Source organism: Novosphingobium sp. (genome assembly GCF_032093395.1).
Taxonomy (GTDB): Bacteria; Pseudomonadota; Alphaproteobacteria; order Sphingomonadales; family Sphingomonadaceae; genus Novosphingobium.
The window spans coordinates 1-18,257 of sequence record NZ_DAMDBA010000091.1; the positions used below are offsets into that span (position 1 = coordinate 1).

An 18,257-nucleotide genomic window follows, 5' to 3' on the forward strand; every position below is an offset into this window, starting at 1 on the left:
CGAACCGGGCATGGGTGCTCGCGACGCAGAGGTCGCAGGCCTGCGCGATCATCCAACCGCCGGCGAAGGCATGGCCGTTGACGGCGGCGATGGTCGGCTTGGTTAGTTCTATGGTGTCGTAAGGCAAGGCATAGAGGTCGCGCGGGGGCACGGCCATGCCGGTCTCCACCATCTCCTTCAGGTCGCCGCCCGCGCAGAAGGCCTTGTCTCCGCTGCCGGTAAGCACGGCGATGCGAGCGGAGGCATCGGCTTCGAATGTCGCCCATGCCTCACGCAGCCCCTCGCGCACTTCGCGGCTGAGGCAATTGCGCTGTTCGGGCCGATCGATGGTGATGACCGCGATGCCATCGCCATGGACATGATAGAGAACGGCTGGAGACACGTCAGAAGCCCCTTTTCCCGATTTCGTGAGCCGTGTGGGCCAGATCCTCCCGGAAGTCGGGATGGGCGATTTCCAGCAGCCGCTTCGCCCGCTCCGCCAGCGACTGGCCCTTGAGACGGGCCGCGCCGTATTCGGTGACGATCACGTCCACTTCGGTTCGCGCGGTGGTGACCGGCCCGGAGAGCCTGGGCACGATCTTGCTCAAGGTGCCCCCCTTGGCGGTCGACGCCAGTACGATCAGCGACGCTCCACCCGGAGACCGCGCGCCGGCCCGAACGAAATCGACCTGGCCTCCCGTGCCGCCGAGATAGCTGGCGCCCGACTGCTCGGCATTGACCTGCCCGGTGAGGTCCACTTCGAGCGCCGAATTGATGGTGACGAGGCGCGAGAGCCGCGAGAGCGTGGCGGCATCGTGGGTATAGCTCGTGGGTGTCATGCGGATCGCCGGATTGTGCGCGGCCCAGTCGTAGAGCCGCCGCGTGCCGATCAGCGCGCCGTTGATGGAGACGCCGCGATCGATCTCCTTGCGCGCATTGGTCAGCACGCCCACTTCGGCAAGATCGACAAGGCCGTCGCCCAACATGCCCGAATGGACGCCCAGGTCGCGGCGGTCGTGCAGCAGGCGCAGGATCGCGTCCGGCACCGCGCCGACGCCGGTTTGCAGCACGGCGCCGTCATCGATGAATTCGGCGCAGTGCCGGGCGATGGCCTCGTCCGTCGGGCCGATCTTCGCAGGTGCCACTTCCACCGGCGCACGGCTGACGTGGACGGCAACGTCGATCAACGCGCCGGGAATCGTCTCGCCCGGTACATAGGGCACCTGCTCGTTCACTTCCGCGATCACCACGCGGGCCTTGTCCACCGCCGCGCGGACGTAGTCCGAGATCAGGCCGCAGCTGTGATTACCCTCCGCGTCGGCGGGGCTGACCTGGATCATCGCCACGTCGCAGGGCATGATTCCGGCCTCGATCAGGCTGGCGACCTGGCTGACGTGGACGGGGATGACGTCCAGCGCGTTCACCTTGGTCATGCTGCGCAGCACGCCGATCGCCCCCATGCTGGAAAGGCGGAAAGACCGCGCGCTATCCGGCGTGAACAGGCCGGAGAAGCTGGTGGCGATGAAGGCGTGGAGGCCGCCGATGGCCTCGCCCTGCTCGATCAGGGCCTCAACCAGAGTGGTCGGCTCGCCGCAGGCCTGGCCGAAGACGATGTGGTCGCCGGGGCGTAGGTGTTGCGAGAGATCGATCATACCGTCGTCCCGGACGTGATCCGGGACCGCTGGCAGAGCCGCGCCCCGCCCGCGGTCTCGCGCCTCAAGACCGCCAGCGGTCCCGGATCAAGTCCGGGACGACGAGCGTTCCGGCTCACAGCTTGCCCGCCTGCCGCAGCAGCCGTTCTGCACGTGCAAGATAGGGGCGATCGAGCATGCCGCCCTTCCAGCCGATGGCGCCGACGCCGGGGTTGGCGGCGAACACGTCGACGATTTCCTGGGCTTCGGCGATTTCCGACTCGGTGGGGGTGAAGGCTGCGTTGATCACCGGGACTTGCGCAGGGTGGATCGCCATCATCCCGCGATACCCGTCGCGGCGCACCTTCTCGGCGCGGGCCTTGAGCGCTTCGAGATCCTTGAAATCGGCACTGATCGTCTCGATCGCGGTCACGCCGGCCGTCGCCGCACCCAGCACGGTGAGGCTGCGGGCCAGCTCGTAGGTAAACGAATAGGCGCCGTCCGCTTCCTTGTTCGACGAAGCGCCGATCGAATCGGCCAGGTCTTCGGCGCCCCAGGTCAGCGCCACCACGCGCGGCGCGCCCTTGTAGTCGCCGGTGTGGAACATCGCCTCGGCCGTTTCGGTGATCAGCACGATCACCGGGGTGGATCCCTGCTCGATGCCGTTCGCCACTTCCAGCGCTTCGAGGTAACGGTCCAGCGTCTCCACGTCCTGCCGGCCATAGACCTTGGGGAGCATGATCCCGCCGGGACGCGCGGGCATGATCGCCACAAGGTCGTCCAGCGTATGCGGGCCGTCGAGCGGGTTGATGCGTACCCACAGGCGGCCGCGCTGTTCGGGATTGGCGGCAATGAAGTCATGCACCATCGGGCGCGCCGCAGCCTTGGAATCGGGCGCGACGGCGTCTTCCAGATCGATCAGGACGATGTCCGCCTCACCTTCCATCGCCTTGGTCATCTTCTTTTCGCTGTCGCCCGGCGCGAAAAGCCAGGAGCGGGCGGCGATTGCTTCGTGCTTGGGCATGCTCTCTCCACATTCGTCGTCCCGGACCTGATCCGGGACCGCTGGCCGTGAACGGCCTCGCTTTCGGCAAGGCGCCCTGCCGCGTGCGCTGGTAAAGACCGCCACCGGTCCCGGATCAAGTCCGGGACGACGCGGAACGGCCTCAATAACTCTTGGGCAGTTCCAAAACCCTCTCGGCGATGAAGTTCATGATCTGGTGCGGGCTGACCGGCGCAATGCGCGGGATCATCACTTCACGCAGGTAACGCTCCACATGGTATTCCTGCGCATAGCCCATGCCGCCCATCGACATCATGGCGGTCTGGCACGCCTCGAACCCGGCTTCTGCGGCCAGGTACTTGGCGGAGTTCGCCTCAACGCCGCAGTCCAGCCCCTTGTCGAACAAGGTGGCGGCCTTGAACACCATCAGGCTGGCGGCCTCGACCTGCATCCACGCCTTGGCGAGCGGGTGCTGGATGCCCTGGTTCTGGCCGATCGGCCGCCCGAAAACCACGCGTTCCCGCGCGTAACGAGAGGCCCGCTGGATTGCGACGCGGCCCAGACCCGTCGCCTCGGCCCCCAGCAGCACGCGCTCCGGATTGAGGCCCTTGAGCAGGATACGGAAGCCCTGCCCTTCCTCGCCGATCAGATCCTCGTCCGGGATGAAAAGATCGGTGATGAACATCATGTTGGAGCCGACCGCGTGCCGGCCCATCTTGGGGATGATCCGCGTCTCGATGTGTTCGCGATCGAGCTTCGTATAGAAAAGACTAAGGCCGTCGGTCTTCTTCTTCACCTGTTCCAGCGGCGTGGTGCGGGCGATGATCAGCATCCGATCGGCGATGTGGGCCTGCGTGATCCACACTTTCTCGCCATTGACGCGGTAGCCGCCCGGCACCTTTTCGGCGCGGGTCTTGAGGCTGGTGGTGTCGAGCCCGGTGTTCGGCTCGGTCACGGCAAAGCACATCTTCTCCTCGCCCGAAAGTATCGGCGGGATCATCCGCTGTTGCTGTTCCTCGGTGCCGAACAGCATGACCGGCTCCAGCCCGAAGACCGGCAAGTGGATGGAGGATGCCGCCGTCATGCCGCCGCCGCTTTCGGCCACGGCCTGCATCATCACCGCCGCTTCGGTAATGCCCAGCCCCGCACCGCCGACGCTTTCGGGCATGGCCACGCCGAGCCAGCCGGCATCCGCCATCGACTTGTGGAACTCGGTGGGAAATTCGCCGCTGCGATCCTTTTCCAGCCAGTACTCGTCGGAGAACTGCGAACAGTGCTTGAGAACGGCCTCGCGGATGTTCTGCTGGTCGTCGGTCAGGGCGAAATCCATGGCTTTCCTCTTCCTTCTTGCCTGTCGGACTAGCAGCGCGGCCCTTACCTAACAACCATCATCGTGCCGATATGCGCCCGATGAACGCAAATACGAATAGTATTCGCTCCGGCGGTGGGTTACGCATAGGCCAACGAAAAGGAGAGGGCCTTGGCCGCGAGCAAGCAAAACAAAGGACCGTTGAGCGGCGTGCGTGTGGTGGATCTCACCAGCGTGGTCTTCGGCCCCTACGCCACGCAGATCATGGCGGACATGGGCGCCGAAGTGATCAAGATAGAGCCGCCCGAAGGCGACAATACCCGCTGGATCACGGAGGGTCCGGTGCCGGGCATGGGCGGCATCTACGCCAATGTGAATCGCGGGAAACGCGGCATGATGCTCGACCTCAGGCAGGAGGGGGACAGCGAAACCCTGCGTCGGCTGATCGCCACCGCGGATGTCTTCATCCACTCGATGCGCGGAAGCGCGATCCGCAAGCTCGGTTTCGATTACGAAGCGGTGCGCGCGATTCGGCCCGACATCATCTACACCAATTGCTACGGCTATTCGCGGCGCGGGCCGGAAGGCGACAAGCCCGCCTACGACGATACCATCCAGGCCGAATGCGGCATCCCGCACGTGCAGGGGCTGATGAACGGCGAACCGGGCTACGTGGCCACGATCATGGCCGACAAGGTCGCCGGGCTCCACGCGCTCTATGCGACGATGATGGCGCTTTATCATCGCGAACGCACGGGCGGCAGAGGGGCCGGAGAGGGACAGGAAGTCGAAGTCACCATGTTCGAGGCGATGACCTCGTTCATGCTGGTGGAGCACGCCAATGGCGCGATGTTCTCGCCACCGACCACGCCCGCCCATTATCATCGCGCCGTCGAGCCCAATCGCCGCCCCTACAGGACCAGCGACGGCTACGTCGCGGCACTGGTCTACAACGACAAGCACTGGAACGCCTTCGTCGAAGCGCTGCAACCCGAATGGGCCCAGGGTGAACGGGGCGGCGAGTTCGCGACGCTCGAACGGCGCGCCCGCCAGATCGGCCGGGTCTACGGGCTGCTCGGAGAGACGTTCCTCACTCGTACGACGCAGGAATGGCTCGATACCCTGCGCGCGCTGCACATCCCCTGCGCGCCGCTGCGCACCACCGACGAACTGTTCGAAAACGAGCACCTCAACGCCATCGACTTTTTCGAAACGGTCGAGACCGCTCACGGTCCGATACGTTTCCCCGGCGTGCCGACCTGGCTTTCCGCCACCCCCGGCGGCGTGCAGGGGGCGGCCCCCACGCTCGGGCAGGACAACGCCACAGTGCTAAAGGAATTGACCGAGTGGGAACACGCAAGCGTCGCCCCGGCGATAGCGGTCGAGTCACCCTGAACGACCCTGGTTTTCACCTGACAGCGCCCGAGAGCATGCGCTAAACACCCGTTCAAGCCGCGCGCTGGGAAGACGGATTCCGCACGAGAACCGGCAGCGAGATTGGGATCGAGAAGAAAGGCATCACCATGTACGACGACCAGCCGCAAGCCGAGGCGCCTGCAAAGACGCGCAAGGGCACTCCGGTTTACAAGCGCATCCTCGACCTGTTCGAGGCGGAGGGCATCAAGACCCTTTTCGGTATTCCCGATCCCAACTTCGTCCACCTTTTCCTTGAGGCCGAATCGCGCGGCTGGACGGTCGTTTCACCGCACCACGAAGCGTCCGCCGGCCACATGGCCGCCGCCGCCGCCCGCATTACCGGCAAGCCGGCACTCTGCATCGGCACGCTCGGGCCGGGCATGGCCAACATGATGCCGGCCGTGCAGTGCGCCAAGGTAGAGAACGATCCGGTGATCTTCATGGGCGGCCAGCGCGCCCGCATCACCGAGCGCCGCGTACGCCGCGGCCGCATCCAGTTCGTGCGGCAGGAGCCGATGATCGAGGATTCGGTCAAGTTCTCCAGCTCGATCGAATATGCCGACCAGACCGACGAGATCATTCGCGAAGCCATCCGCGTCGCCATGTCGGGCACGCCCGGACCGGCCTATATCGAGTATCCCGCGCACGTCATTCTGGAAGAGCTTGACCTGCCGCCGGTGCTGCCGCCGCATCGCTATCGCCTGACCAACCAGGGCGCCGATGGCGACCGTATCGCCGAAGCGGCCGAGATCATTCGCAACGCCAAGAACCCGGTGCTGCTGGTCGGTCACGGCGCCTACACCGCCAAAGCCGGCGCCTCGGTCAAGGAACTGGCCGAGCTGATGCAGTGCCCGGTGATCCAGACCTCGGGCGGCACCTCGTTCATCGAGGGGCTTGAGGATCGCACCTTCCCCTACGGCTTCTCGGAAGCGTCGATCGACGCGGTGGTCGAAAGCGACTGTTGCGTGGCGCTCGCCACCGAACTGGGCGAGCCCAGCCACTACGGCCGCTGGCGCCACTGGGTGGACAACGAGGCCAACCGCAAGTGGATCTACGTCCAGCAGGACCCCACCGCGATCGGCGTCAACCGCCCGATCGACGTGCCGCTGGTGGGCGACGTCCGCGCCGTGGTGCCGCAGCTAGTCCGTGCACTGAAGGACACTCCGCGCAAAGCTGCGCCTTCTCTGGCCGAATATATCCAGCGTGATGCCGATCAGCTTGTCGAACTGGCCGAGGAAGCCGCGACCAAGCCCGACGGTTCGACCGCGAAGATGCACACCAGCCAGTTCGTCACCGAAGCGACCAAGGCCTTCCCGAAGGACGGCATCCTGATCCGCGACGGCGGCGCCACAGTGATCTTCCAGTGGACCTACTCGCAGGCCAAGCCGCATGACGTGATCTGGAACCAGAACTACGGCCACATCGGCACCGGCCTGCCCTATGCTACCGGCGCCATGCTCGCCGACCAGGCAGAAACGGGCAAGCAGCGTCCGGGCATGCTGATCACTTCGGACTCATCGTTCCTGTTCCATGTGGGCGAGCTTGAAGTGGCGGTGCGCAAGAACCTGCCGCTGGTGGTGATCGTCGGCGTCGACTTCCAGTGGGGCCTCGAAGTGGGCGTCTACAAGCGCACCTTCGGCAAGGGCACCAAGGAAACCGGCGTGCACTGGTCAGACAAGGTCCGCTTCGACAAGATCGCCGAAGGCTTCGGCGCGGCAGGCGAATATGTCGAAAAGGCGGAAGACATCGGCCCGGCCATCCAGCGCGCCTATGAGCGTGGCGGCTGCACCGTGATCCACGTACCGATCGACCCGGCTGCGAATTCGGAAGAAATGCCGAACTATTCGGAGTTCCGCACCTGGTACGCTGAAGGAACGCAGTAAAGCACCGTTTCCCCCTCCCCTTCAGGGGAGGGGGAGCGAGACTTGGGGCAACGCCTCTAGTCGCAGCGGGGTGGGGGCTATCGGCCAACGCAGTGCCTGCAGGCCAGCTCCCACGCCAACCCCTCCCCTGAAGGCGAGGGGCTTTCGGGAAAGCCATTCATGCGCAATTACACCCAGTTCTACATCGACGGTCAGTGGGTCGAACCGATCGCGCCGCGTACCGCACAAGTCGTCAATCCCGCCACCGAGGAAGTCTCCGGCACGATCTCGCTGGGCTCGGCTGCCGATGTCGACAAGGCCGTCGCCGCCGCCCGCCGCGCCTTCGCCACGTTTGGCGAGACCAGCGCGAAGGAACGCCTCGACCTGCTGGAAGCGATCCTGGCCGAATACCTGAAGCGCGAAACCGAACTGGGTGAGGCCGTCAGCGAGGAAATGGGCGCGCCGATGTCGCTCGCCTGCGGGTTCCACACGCTGCTGGGCAAAGGCCACCTGTCCACCGCGATCGAAGTGCTGAAGGACTTCAAGTTCGAGGAACAACGCGGCGTCACCCTTATCCGCAAGGAGCCGATCGGCGTCTGCGGGCTGATCACGCCGTGGAACTGGCCGATGAACCAGACCTGCGTGAAGATCTTCCCCGCGCTTGCCGCCGGTTGCACGATGATCCTCAAGCCCCCGCAACTCGCACCCTATTCGGCCCAGATCCTGGCCGAAATCCTGCACGGGGCAGGTGTCCCGGCGGGCGTCTTCAACATGGTGCAGGGCAAGGGCAGCGAGATCGGCACCGCGCTCTCCACCCATGAGGACGTGGACATGATCTCCTTCACCGGCTCCGAGCCGGTGGGCGTGCAGATCCAGAAGGATGCGGCCGATACCGTGAAGCGCGTCGGCCTCGAACTCGGCGGCAAGTCTGCGTGGATCGTGCTCGACGACGCGTCGCTCGCCGCCAATGTCGCCGCCGCCACCGGGGGCATGATGGGCAATTCCGGCCAGACCTGCTCGGCCGGCTCGCGCCTGCTGGTGCCCAGCGCCCGCATGGACGATGCCATTGCCGCCGCCACCGAAGCCGCGAACGGCGTTACCGTGGGCGACCCCAAGGGCAACTTCGCGATGGGCCCGGTCGTCTCGAAGAGCCAGTACGAGATCATCCAGGGCTACATCGAGAAGGGCCTCGAGGAAGGCGCCAAGCTGGTCGCCGGCGGCCCCGGCAAGCCCGACGGGCTGGACAAGGGCTACTACGTCAAGCCAACCGTCTTCGTCGGCACAAACGACATGGCGATCGCGCGCGAGGAAATCTTCGGTCCCGTCCTTGTCGTCATCGGCTACGACGATGTCGATCACGCCGTGGAAATCGCCAACGATTCCAACTTCGGCCTTGGCGGCTACGTCTCGGGTGAGGATCTCGAAGCGGCCCGCGCCATCTCGCGCCGCATGCGCACCGGCGCGATCTGGGTCAACGGGGGCTTCGACTTCCACGCCCCGTTCGGCGGCTACAAGCGTTCCGGCAACGGCCGCGAGTGGGGTGAGCACGGCTTTGCCGAATATCTCGAGGTTAAGTCCGTGATCGGCTGGAACCCGGCCTGATCGAACTGGCCTGCCGGGGAATCGCCAGGTAAGCGCCCCCGGCAGCCCGCAGCATTAAACTGTTGCAATACTAACACGCATAGCCGCCATTTTTCTGCGGATGCGTCATTACATTTCTCGTTAAGAGCTGCGTAAATCTCTTCGCGTACCGCCGCCGGGAACTCCCCGGCCAGTCCCTCGCCGGTCGGAGCGATGCGACTGTCTAAGGAACGCGAAAATGATGACCCGCAAGGACATGGTCCTTCTCGGCGGAGCCCTCGTGCCGGCTCTCGCCCTCCTGTTTCCGCAGCAAGCCTTTGCCCAGGACGCCTCTGCGACGGAATCGGGTGAAGCGATCGTCGTTACCGGCTCGCGCATCGCCCAGCCGTCCTCCGGCACGGCCAATCCCGTTACCGTGGTGACGGCAAGGGACATCGCGGATTCGGGCACCACGAACCTGACCGATTTCCTGACGACCATTCCCGCGCTTCACAATTCGGCCGATTCCTTCGAGACCAGCGGCAACCGCGCGGGCATCGGCTTCACCGGCCTCAATCTGCTCAACTTGCGCAACCTCGGCACCCAGCGCACGCTGGTGCTGATCGATGGCCGCCGCCAGGTCGCTTCCGTCGCCGGCACCCAGTCCGTCGACATCAACACGATCCCGCTCGACCTGGTGGAACGCGTCGAAGTGCTCACCGGCGGTGCCTCCGCCGTCTACGGCGCGGACGGCGTTTCCGGCGTCGTGAACTTCATCCAGAAGCAGGACTTCGAAGGCGTGACCGCCCGCGTCCAGACGGGAATTTCGGGTCGCGGCGATGCCGGCCAGCGCCTGATCGCGCTGACCGCCGGACACAACTTCGCAGGTGGTCGCGGCAACATCGCCGTCGCTTGGGAACATGGCGAGGAAGACCGCCTCAGCGCCCATTCGCGCCACTATCTCGATGGCGAGAACAAGGTCGATTTCTACCACAACCCCGCCGACACCGAAGCCGGGCTCGGCAACAACGACGGCATTCCCGATAACGTGCCCCTTGCGAACATCCGTTACTTCGACACGTCGCGCGCGGGCGGGATCGACGTCAACTTCGATGGCGTGCCGGACTTCGTCGGCGGCGACGGCCAGCTTTTCGATCACGGCACGATCATCGCGCCGGGCTACCAGCAAGGCGGTTCGGGCACGCTCGTTTCGGATTACGGCAACGACCTCCTGCCCCGCATCAAGCGCGACGTCGTCAGCGCCTCGGCCCACTTCGACGTCAGCAATGCGCTGACTCTCTATGCCGAGGGCAAGTATGCCCGCAGCCGCTCCTTCACGCTGGGGCAACCGACTTTCGACTATTACCTGTTCATCCCTCAGGACAATCCCTACCTCCCGGCGGCCGTGCAGGCCGCTATCGATCCGGCGATGGGCGGCGTGCTGGTCAACCGCGACAACTTCGACTTCGGCCGCCGGGGCGAGGACATCACCCGCGAGACCGTCCGCAGCGTCGTCGGTGCGCGCGGGCAGATCAGCCCCAACTTGCGCTACGACCTGTCCTACGTCTTCGGCCAGACCAAGGTGAAGTCGCGCTACGTCAACAATATGCTGACGGACCGCTACCTCGCCGCAATCGACGCGGTGAGCGACGGCGCAAACGGCGTCACCTGCCGCGTCAATACCCAGGCCGGATGGACGCCCTTCCAGCCCTACAACCGCAACCGCGCGCCGATCCCGCCCGTGACCTTCGCCGCCGGCGACTGCCTGCCGCTCAACCTCTTCGGAGAGAACAACGCATCCAACCAGGCCGCGCTCGATTGGATCATGGCCGATACCACCGATCGCACCACCCTAACCCAGCATGTCGTCAGCGGCTCGGTGACCGGCGATAGCCACGGGATTCTCGAGCTTCCCGGCGGCCCCATCTCCTTTGCCGTCGGGGGCGAGTATCGCAGCGAGAAGAGCAGCTTCGTTCCCGACCCGCTGGTGTCCCAAGGGCTGACCTTCACCAGTGCGCTGGGCAATTCGAAGGGCTCCTTCGACGTCTGGGAACTGTTCGGCGAAGTAAACCTCCCGATCCTGGCCGACATGGCCTTCGCGCACCGCCTGTCGCTCAACGGCGCCGCGCGCTATTCCGACTATTCCAGCGTCGGCTCGACCAGCGCGTGGAAAATCGGCGGCGAATGGGCGCCGGTGCGGGACGTGACCTTGCGCGGTTCCTATTCGAGGTCGGTGCGTGCACCGAACATCAGCGAGCTCTACACCGGCGCCTCGCAGACCGCGCAAGCCATCAACGACCCTTGCGGGACCGCCAACCTCCAGAACGGTACGCAGTATCGCGCCGCAAATTGCAGCGCCCTGCTCACGGGCCTGGGAGCCGACCCGGCCACTTTCAACGGCGTCATCGGCCAGGGCATCGCAGGGTTCGGCGTCGGCAATCCCGACCTTAAGGAGGAAACCGCCAAGACCTGGACGGCCGGCGCGGTACTCCAACCCGCCTTCCTCCCGCGCCTGACGCTCTCCGCCGACTGGTACGACATACGTATCCGCAACGCGATCAGCGTGGTTTCCGCCCAGAGCCTCGCCGATCTTTGCGTGGATCAGGCCAGCCTCGACAATCCCTATTGCGGCGCAATCACCCGCCAGAACGGCGGAACCGGCGCAGGCAACATCACGAGCTTCCAGCTCACTCCGTTCAACGTCGCACAGATCCGCACCTCGGGTCTCGACCTCGCGCTGGCCTACTCGGTGCCGACCGCAAGCGCGGGAACCTTCGGGGCGCGGGTGATGGCAAACTATCTGCACCGCCTGACCGCCGTGCCGATTCCCGGCGCCGCCACGGTCAACAACGCCTATGTCGCAGGCGCGCCCAAGTTCCAGGTCACGGCAGACCTCACCTGGCAGAGCGGCAGCTTCGGGCTCGACTGGCAGGTGAACTACACGTCTGCCGTCTATCGCTATGACCGCCAGACGATCGCCGCCAATCCGGACATCGTCGCGCCGGAATACCTCAAGCTCAAGGAACGCTTCTCGCACGACCTGAGCATGACCTATGATGTGGGCGATCAGTTCACGATCTACGGCGGCGTGAACAACCTGTTCAACCAGAAGCCCGATCTCGGCAGCCTGAACATCCCGGTCAGCGCGGTGGGACGCTATGTCTTCGTAGGCGCCAGGGTCAAGCTTGCCGACCTGTTCGGCGGCGCAAGCTGACCAAGGCAAGCGTTGGACGAAAAAAGGGCCGTGTCACCACGGCCCTTTTTCTTGCCCAATGGCTCTGTCGATCCAGCGCCCCGTCAATCCTGCGCCAAGGCGGCTGCGATCATGAAGCGCCAGATGTTGGCGGCATCGTTGCGATAGGCCTCCTCGCTTTCACCTTCCCCAACGTGGCGGACGATCTCCGCACCCGATTCCATCATAAGTTCGTCGGGTTCGCGAATAGCCTCCAGAAAGGACCGTGCAGCCGCCGCAAAACGCTCGCGCGAGGCGATGTCCTCGGCCTCCCAATCCCCAGCCCCCAACGCGGCCGCCAAGGCCTGCGTTCCTCGTTCGATCGGCGTCATCGCATCCCCTTGGTGGTCTCCGCGCCGCAAGCCACGGCCGAACGAGACCAGACACACCACGACGGCCGCTTTGTCCAGCCGGACGAAACGCTTAAAAGCCTGAAAGGATGAGGATTGGAGCGGGTAGCGTGAGTCACATAAACACTTTAAATATCTGAAAAATTTATGATCTAAGCTCGATAAACACCGGCGATCCATTGAAAATACCGCTGTCAAGAAAGAAATAATTGGTTCGATTCTGGAACTCAAAATCAAATACGGCATCTGTATCACCAACTTGAACGTGTGTTCCATCGCGATCATGAAAACGCCTTGTCAAAATTTTGACGTCTTCGGCGAACGCCCCGATGCACAGCACCAAATAATCGCAATCTCACTATCTTCGGTTGCATGCTCCGACAAATGAGATAGCCTCCGCGTTTAAGCAATGACTTATAAGCACAGAGGTTGCGATGACTAGGCAAAAGTTCCTTCAATCTTTATTTAATTCAGACGGCCTCGGCCTTGAAATTGGACCGAGCCATTGCCCGGTTTTCCCCAAACGGGACGGCTTCAATATTGAAACTGTCGACTATGCCCCAACGGAAGATTTACGTCGCAAATACTCAGAGATGGGTATTCCGTCAGATCATATTGAAAATGTCGATTATGTGACCAATGGAAAGTCTCTAGCAGACACCATCCCACATCGAAATCGCTATGATTACATTTTTTCATCCCACAATATAGAACATTTAACCGATATAGTTGATTTTTTCATCAGCTGCGAGTTATTGCTATCACCTGGAGGAAAAGTTGTTCTCGCAATTCCAGACAAACGCTTCATGTTTGATGGAATGCGACACCCTTCTACATCTGGGGAAATTTTAGAAGCACATTATCATTCCGCAAATCGCCACAGCCTGCGAGCAATATTCGATTACAACACCAATATTCTCTTCATGGATGGCCAGAACACGTGGAATCGCGATAGCCGTGGCACCCTAGCTTTCGAAAAAGATCCTTCAGCAGCAAAAGCGCAATTTGATCTGGCATCTCAGACTACCGAATATTTAGATATTCATGGATGGTGCTTTACGCCCGCCAGCTTTCGTCTAATTATGCAGGATTTAAACGATTTAGGCCTTACGCACCTAGGATTGGATCACATTGCCAGCATGGAGAACTGGGAGTTTTACGCAGTTCTTTCCGCACAAGAAAAATTCACAACGTCAAACCGCTTAGACCTTGCAAAAGACGTTTTGCGCGAAGAAGTCATTAGCGGATTGCAACTTCTAGCCGAAGACGACCCTGTTATGGGGCTGGCACTTCAAGCCCTGCGCCGCCCGGATCCTGCGAGACTTTGGTAATTGACCCACTTTAATCTTGATTCATAGCGCCTACATACCCACAAATAGAAATTCATCCCAATGTATACATGAAATGTAATACTGATTATTAATAGATATACATCCAAAAATCTTCTTTGCATTTTAACCTTAGAGAGCGCGTTGTTGATTGCCACTGAAATGTGATGGAGTGGATACCCCCTCCCGACAGCATCAAATGTGCCATTGTGATGTTTCCAGACGTCACAGCTGTCAATCGGCGCGCAAACGGGACCCGAGATCGGCGTCGAAGAGGGCCCCTCCGGTCATGGCTCTATCTTGAGGACATGCGCGAGCTTCGCCGGGGTGGTGCCGTAGGGAGGGCGTAGCCCGACCGAAGGCACCACCCCTGCGATGGACGTTTTTTCTGATGGCCTGCCGCGGCTCAGCTACGGTGTTCGAAGCGCCAGCTGTCATTGCCGGTTTCCACGTTGTCGCAGCGATGAGTGATACGATCGAGGAGTGCGGTAGTCATCTTGGGATCGCCGAACACGGTCGACCATTCGCCGAACGCCAGGTTGGTGGTGATGATCACCGAGGTCTGCTCGTAGAGATTGCTAAGAAGGTGGAACAGGAGTTGGCCACCGGAACGCGCGCGCGGCAGGTAACCCAGTTCATCCAGCACGATCAGGTCGAGGCGGCTGAGTTGGCGGCGAGCGTACCAGACTTTCCCAGGCGTGCCCCTTCTTCAAAGCGGGTGACCAGATCCACGGTGTTGAAGTAACGCCCACGAGCGCCGGCGCGCACGACGTTGGCCGTGATGGCAATCGCCAGATGGCTCTTACCTGTGCCAGTTCCTCCAACCAGCACGATGTTGCGTTTGCCAGGCAGGAAGGCACCTGCATTAAGCGAGCGCACGAAGTCCTCGCTGATCGGTGTTCCGTCGAACACGAACGCATCGAGGTCTTCACGACCGGCAGTTTGACAGCGGTCATCCTTTAGCGGATCGAGGCCGCGTGGCGATATGCGGTCTCGGCCCGCAGAAGATCTGTCAGTATCACACTGGCCGTGCGTTTGCGCTGTATTCCCGCGGTTACCGCATCATCGAACGCACCGGCCATTACCTTCAGACCGAGCACGCGCATGGCGTCGATCATCTCATCCCGCCGCATGAAGGTCTCGTACGGTGTCGTAGCGCGCGCAATCAGCAATCGGCAAATGCTCCAGCTTCAGATCGACCACAACGCCCAAGGCGTGAACTGCCGGAGGCTCGCGTCGCCGCGACAGGATATTGAGGATCACCTCGTCGCTGGGCGCACCAGCATCGAGCGCTTCGCGGATGGCAGCTTCGACGGCATCCAACCCATCGCTCGATACGGCCGCCAGGACGCGAACGAAGCGGCGGCCGGCCTCATCGCCACTACCCAGTTTGCGGCGGAGCCACGCCAGCGCCGGTGGAAGTTCCCAACCCTGGAACGAGGAACCGTTCCTGAACGCACCCGGCTTGTTCACCAGCACCGGCAGATAATGCCACGGGTCATACACCGTCCGAACGCGCCCGAAGAAGCGGGGGTGTTCGGCGATAACCTCATCACCCAGACGCACGACGATCCGGTCCGCAGACGCACGGAAATGAACGGCATAGCGGGCGGCCCGCGCCGCTACGGAATACCGGTTGCGGTCGAAGCCGATCAGGCAAGTGCCGGTCACCGCGTGCTGCGTCTCATGGAATCCATCGAAGGAAGCCATCACTGGCTTCAGCGCAGGGCGCTCCATCTCCAGAGACTGGGCGACGGTTAGTTCCTTCTGTTCGGGGTGCGGGTGCATCATGGCCCAGCGCAGACATTCGGCTTCCAGCCAACCGTTCAACTCTTCCAGGCTGGCGAAGCGCAACCGAGGTTGGAAGAAACGCCTGCGGATCGTCTGAACGTGATTTTCGACTTGGCCCTTCTCCCAACCCGCGGCCGGAGAGCAGGCCGTGGGCTCGACATATAATGATCGGCCGTGACCAGGAAGCGGCGGTTAAAAACCCGCTCCTTGCCGACGAACACGCTGGTCACTGGGGTCTTCATATTGTCGTAGATACCGCGCAGCGGCACGCCCCCGAAGAATGCAAATCCGCAGGCATGTGCGTCGAACACCATCTCCTGCGTCTCACGCGAATTAGCCCGCGTGTACACCGCCCGAGACGCGCAAAGCCGCATATGCGCAACCTTCATCCCGCATCAGCTTGCCAGCTATCTCCACGGCCTCGTGGCTCCAGTCGAACTGATATGCCTGGCCAGGCCTGAACGAGAGAGGGATGAATGCTGCAATCCCGCCACCTGGATCGTTACGCCGTGCTTCAGCCCATCGCCGCGCATAGCGCCTGACGGCGTCATAGGAACCTTCGAACCCTTCACGTTGCACCAGATCGTGGATCTGCATCATGCGCAGTCGGTCACGGCGATGCCGCGCTTCATTCTCCGCCAGCAGTTGGTCCAAGCAGGGATAATTGTGCTGCCTGATCGGCATGGGGGCATGCCCCCCATGCCGATCAGGCGCGGTTCTCAAATTGGGGAGATTACGACCAGCACTCACATCGCTCGAGCCCGCATCAAAATCGGGATGGCGAACCTCGTCTATAACTTCCAGCGCCTGGCCTGCCTCCAAGGCCGAACTACGCCCGCGCGACGTCAAAACGGTCCGTGCAGGCAGCCCTGCCACGGACATCGGCGGATCAGCCCCCGAAACCGGGACTCACAATCCGCTCGCGAGCCCTCACGTCGCCATCATGGCGAAATCAGACGGTTTCTCGAGGCATCCAAACTCCGACAGAGGCCTATGGGCGAATGCGCAATCAGATGATCGGGGGGGGCATGCCCCCCATCATCTGATAACCGGATTGGCGGCATAAACGACAAATGGGATTAGCTTAACTCTGCTAAACCATGGGAGATCAAGCTTTTTTCAGTTCTACGACTACTGATCGCATTGCTTCCGGTGAAGGAGCCTGTTTAGGCTAAGCCGAGTTGTCCTGTAGAGCTAAGTAGTTGAAGGCTGCTCACTAGCTGCTCACGATGAACGTCGAGTATCATATCTCGCCGTGGCCGTTCATTACTCGGCGCTTCACGTGTAAGTGAAACATAGAATTCTAAGACACCGTATTGAATTAAATTCTCAATTTTTAGGTTTAATATACCCATCTCGTTAAGGTCGCGTATGATGAGCTGAAAACTTGCGGGAGTAAAAGTCCAGCCGTGAACATCAATATATTCTATCCCATGGCACGCTCGATCAAACCAATCTCTGCTCAAGTTTAGGTCGTGGCGCAATGTTGCTGAACCGTGAGAATTTTTGTCCCAAGTCGACAAATCACCTAGCGTCGAGAACAATGAAAAGAAATCGAATACACGGCTAGGACTGTGCCTGTTGTGATTTTTCCCCCAAGCCTCCAGAACGTCGCCGGTAGAACTAGGAAATCTCAAGGCGTCAAAAATGAAGCGTTTGTCGGGTATCGCGAGCACAACTCGACCGCCCGGCTTCAGTAAAGTTTCGCAACTTTGAAAATATGAAACAAAATCTGTAACGTGCTCAATGGCATGACTGCTGAATACATAGTCATAGCATTCAGATTTGCCTACTACGTCATGGATTAGCTTGCCATCCGAGACATAATCCACTTCTTCAATAGCATCAATATTTACAGGGTGCCCTTCGTATTTCGCACGCAAGGCATCGGCGTCTGCATAATCAAGTGTTTCAATGTCAAAGCCCTCTCGTTTAGGGAATAGAGGGCTATGGGATGGGCCAATCTCAAGGCCTTTTCCTGCAACGTTCACCATGCCCCTGATGAGACTAACCCTATCGCCAAATGACATAAAAACCCCCGTGTTTGCTAATGAAATCTATGAATTAAAATTTCTTGAAGCAAGTCGTTTTTAACGACAAACAACTCAATTAATCAATTAACTGCGACCTAGCGGCTATGATATAGCTGATTTTCACTAGGCCTTTCGTGTTAATGGCCTGCTGCCGGTTTGAAGGACACCGAGATAAGGTTCTTTAGGCTACCCCAGCCTGGCGTTCGAAGTCGATAGGGCTGAGATAGCCCAGGGTCGAGTGCCTGCGGGTGGGATTGTAGAAACGCTCGATATAATCGAACACGTTGGCTCTGGCCTGATCGCGTGACCGGTAGACCTTCTTGCGGACCCGTTCGGTTTTGAGGGAAGAAAAGAAGCTCTCCATCGCCGCATTGTCCCAGCAATTGCCCGATCGGCTCATGGAGCAGGTCACGCCATTGTCCTGCATCAGGCGTTGAAACTGCTCACTGGTATATTGGCTGCCCTGATCCGAATGATGGAGCAGGGCATCGGGTTTTCCCCGGCGCCAGATGGCCATCATCACGGCATCCGCCACCAGTTGGGCCGTCATGGTCGCGCTCATCGACCAACCTACGACACGGCGCGAGAACAGGTCGATGACCGCCGCGAAATAGAGCCAACCTTGTGCGGTCCAGATGTAGGTGAAGTCTGCCACCCACTTTTGGTTGGGCGCATCGGCGACGAACTGGCGATCCAGCACATTGGCCGTGACCGGCCCCCACTGAGTGGTCCGTGTTGATTGTTAGTGCAGAACCGTCTCCGG

General features: G+C 61.3%; 11 protein-coding genes and 4 pseudogenes. 6 read left to right on the forward strand and 9 right to left on the reverse strand.

What is annotated here, in order from left to right:
- The 4 genes from RT424_RS21005 to RT424_RS21020 all read right to left on the reverse strand — a co-directional run.
- Positions 1–382 (reverse strand): enoyl-CoA hydratase/isomerase family protein (locus RT424_RS21005; RefSeq protein ID WP_313442222.1); only part of this gene is annotated, 382 nt, incomplete at its 3' end.
- 1 nt (position 383) lies between these two features.
- Positions 384–1,631: an acetyl-CoA hydrolase/transferase C-terminal domain-containing protein gene (locus RT424_RS21010; protein WP_313442224.1), complete on the reverse strand. Its 1,248-nt coding sequence runs from the start codon at positions 1,629–1,631 to the stop codon at positions 384–386.
- 115 nt (positions 1,632–1,746) lie between these two features.
- Complete coding sequence (locus RT424_RS21015; protein WP_313442225.1) at positions 1,747–2,634, reverse strand: CoA ester lyase; 888 nt, start codon at positions 2,632–2,634, stop codon at positions 1,747–1,749.
- A gap of 142 nt (positions 2,635–2,776) precedes the next feature.
- Entirely contained in the window at positions 2,777–3,943 is a 1,167-nt protein-coding gene (locus RT424_RS21020) for an acyl-CoA dehydrogenase family protein (RefSeq protein ID WP_313442227.1), read from the reverse strand.
- Between the two features lie 150 nt (positions 3,944–4,093).
- On the opposite strand from RT424_RS21020, the gene RT424_RS21025 reads away from it, so the two are divergent.
- The 4 genes from RT424_RS21025 to RT424_RS21040 all read left to right on the forward strand — a co-directional run bounded on the left by RT424_RS21025 (position 4,094) and on the right by RT424_RS21040 (position 11,974).
- Positions 4,094–5,317 (forward strand): CaiB/BaiF CoA transferase family protein, encoded by a 1,224-nt coding sequence (locus RT424_RS21025; protein ID WP_409521562.1) that lies wholly within the window; start codon positions 4,094–4,096, stop codon positions 5,315–5,317.
- 128 nt (positions 5,318–5,445) lie between these two features.
- Entirely contained in the window at positions 5,446–7,221 is a 1,776-nt protein-coding gene (locus RT424_RS21030; RefSeq protein WP_313442231.1) for a thiamine pyrophosphate-binding protein, read from the forward strand.
- 159 nt (positions 7,222–7,380) lie between these two features.
- Entirely contained in the window at positions 7,381–8,802 is a 1,422-nt protein-coding gene (locus tag RT424_RS21035) for an aldehyde dehydrogenase family protein (protein WP_313442233.1), read from the forward strand.
- A 217-nt stretch (positions 8,803–9,019) separates the two neighbouring features.
- Entirely contained in the window at positions 9,020–11,974 is a 2,955-nt protein-coding gene (locus RT424_RS21040) for a TonB-dependent receptor domain-containing protein (protein WP_313442235.1), read from the forward strand.
- An 83-nt stretch (positions 11,975–12,057) separates the two neighbouring features.
- Here the strand turns inward: RT424_RS21040 and RT424_RS21045 are convergent, their stop codons facing one another.
- A complete protein-coding gene (locus tag RT424_RS21045; RefSeq protein WP_313442237.1) occupies positions 12,058–12,627 on the reverse strand; it encodes a hypothetical protein in 570 nt (189 codons plus the stop codon).
- A gap of 149 nt (positions 12,628–12,776) precedes the next feature.
- Here RT424_RS21045 and RT424_RS21050 point away from each other — a divergent pair, with 149 nt between their 5' ends.
- Entirely contained in the window at positions 12,777–13,673 is an 897-nt protein-coding gene (locus tag RT424_RS21050) for a hypothetical protein (protein WP_313442239.1), read from the forward strand.
- Positions 13,674–14,076: 403 nt separating this feature from the next.
- Here the strand turns inward: RT424_RS21050 and istB are convergent.
- Positions 14,077–14,803 (reverse strand): annotated as a pseudogene (gene istB, locus RT424_RS21055) (IS21-like element helper ATPase IstB).
- Positions 14,790–16,115: pseudogene (gene istA, locus RT424_RS21060) on the reverse strand (IS21 family transposase); the annotation flags it as partial. The pseudogenes istB and istA, both read right to left, overlap by 14 nt.
- A gap of 66 nt (positions 16,116–16,181) precedes the next feature.
- Between istA and RT424_RS21065 the strand changes: the two are divergent.
- Positions 16,182–16,301: pseudogene (locus RT424_RS21065) on the forward strand (IS5/IS1182 family transposase); the annotation flags it as partial.
- Positions 16,302–16,627: 326 nt separating this feature from the next.
- Here the strand turns inward: RT424_RS21065 and RT424_RS21070 are convergent.
- Together RT424_RS21070 and RT424_RS21075 are read right to left on the reverse strand one after the other, a co-directional pair.
- Positions 16,628–17,455 carry a methyltransferase domain-containing protein gene (locus tag RT424_RS21070; protein ID WP_313442241.1) on the reverse strand — a complete coding sequence of 276 codons (828 nt, stop codon included), beginning with the start codon at positions 17,453–17,455 and terminating at the stop codon, positions 16,628–16,630.
- A gap of 220 nt (positions 17,456–17,675) precedes the next feature.
- A pseudogene (locus RT424_RS21075) lies at positions 17,676–18,218 on the reverse strand (IS3 family transposase); the annotation flags it as partial.
- Positions 18,219–18,257 lie beyond the last annotated feature (39 nt).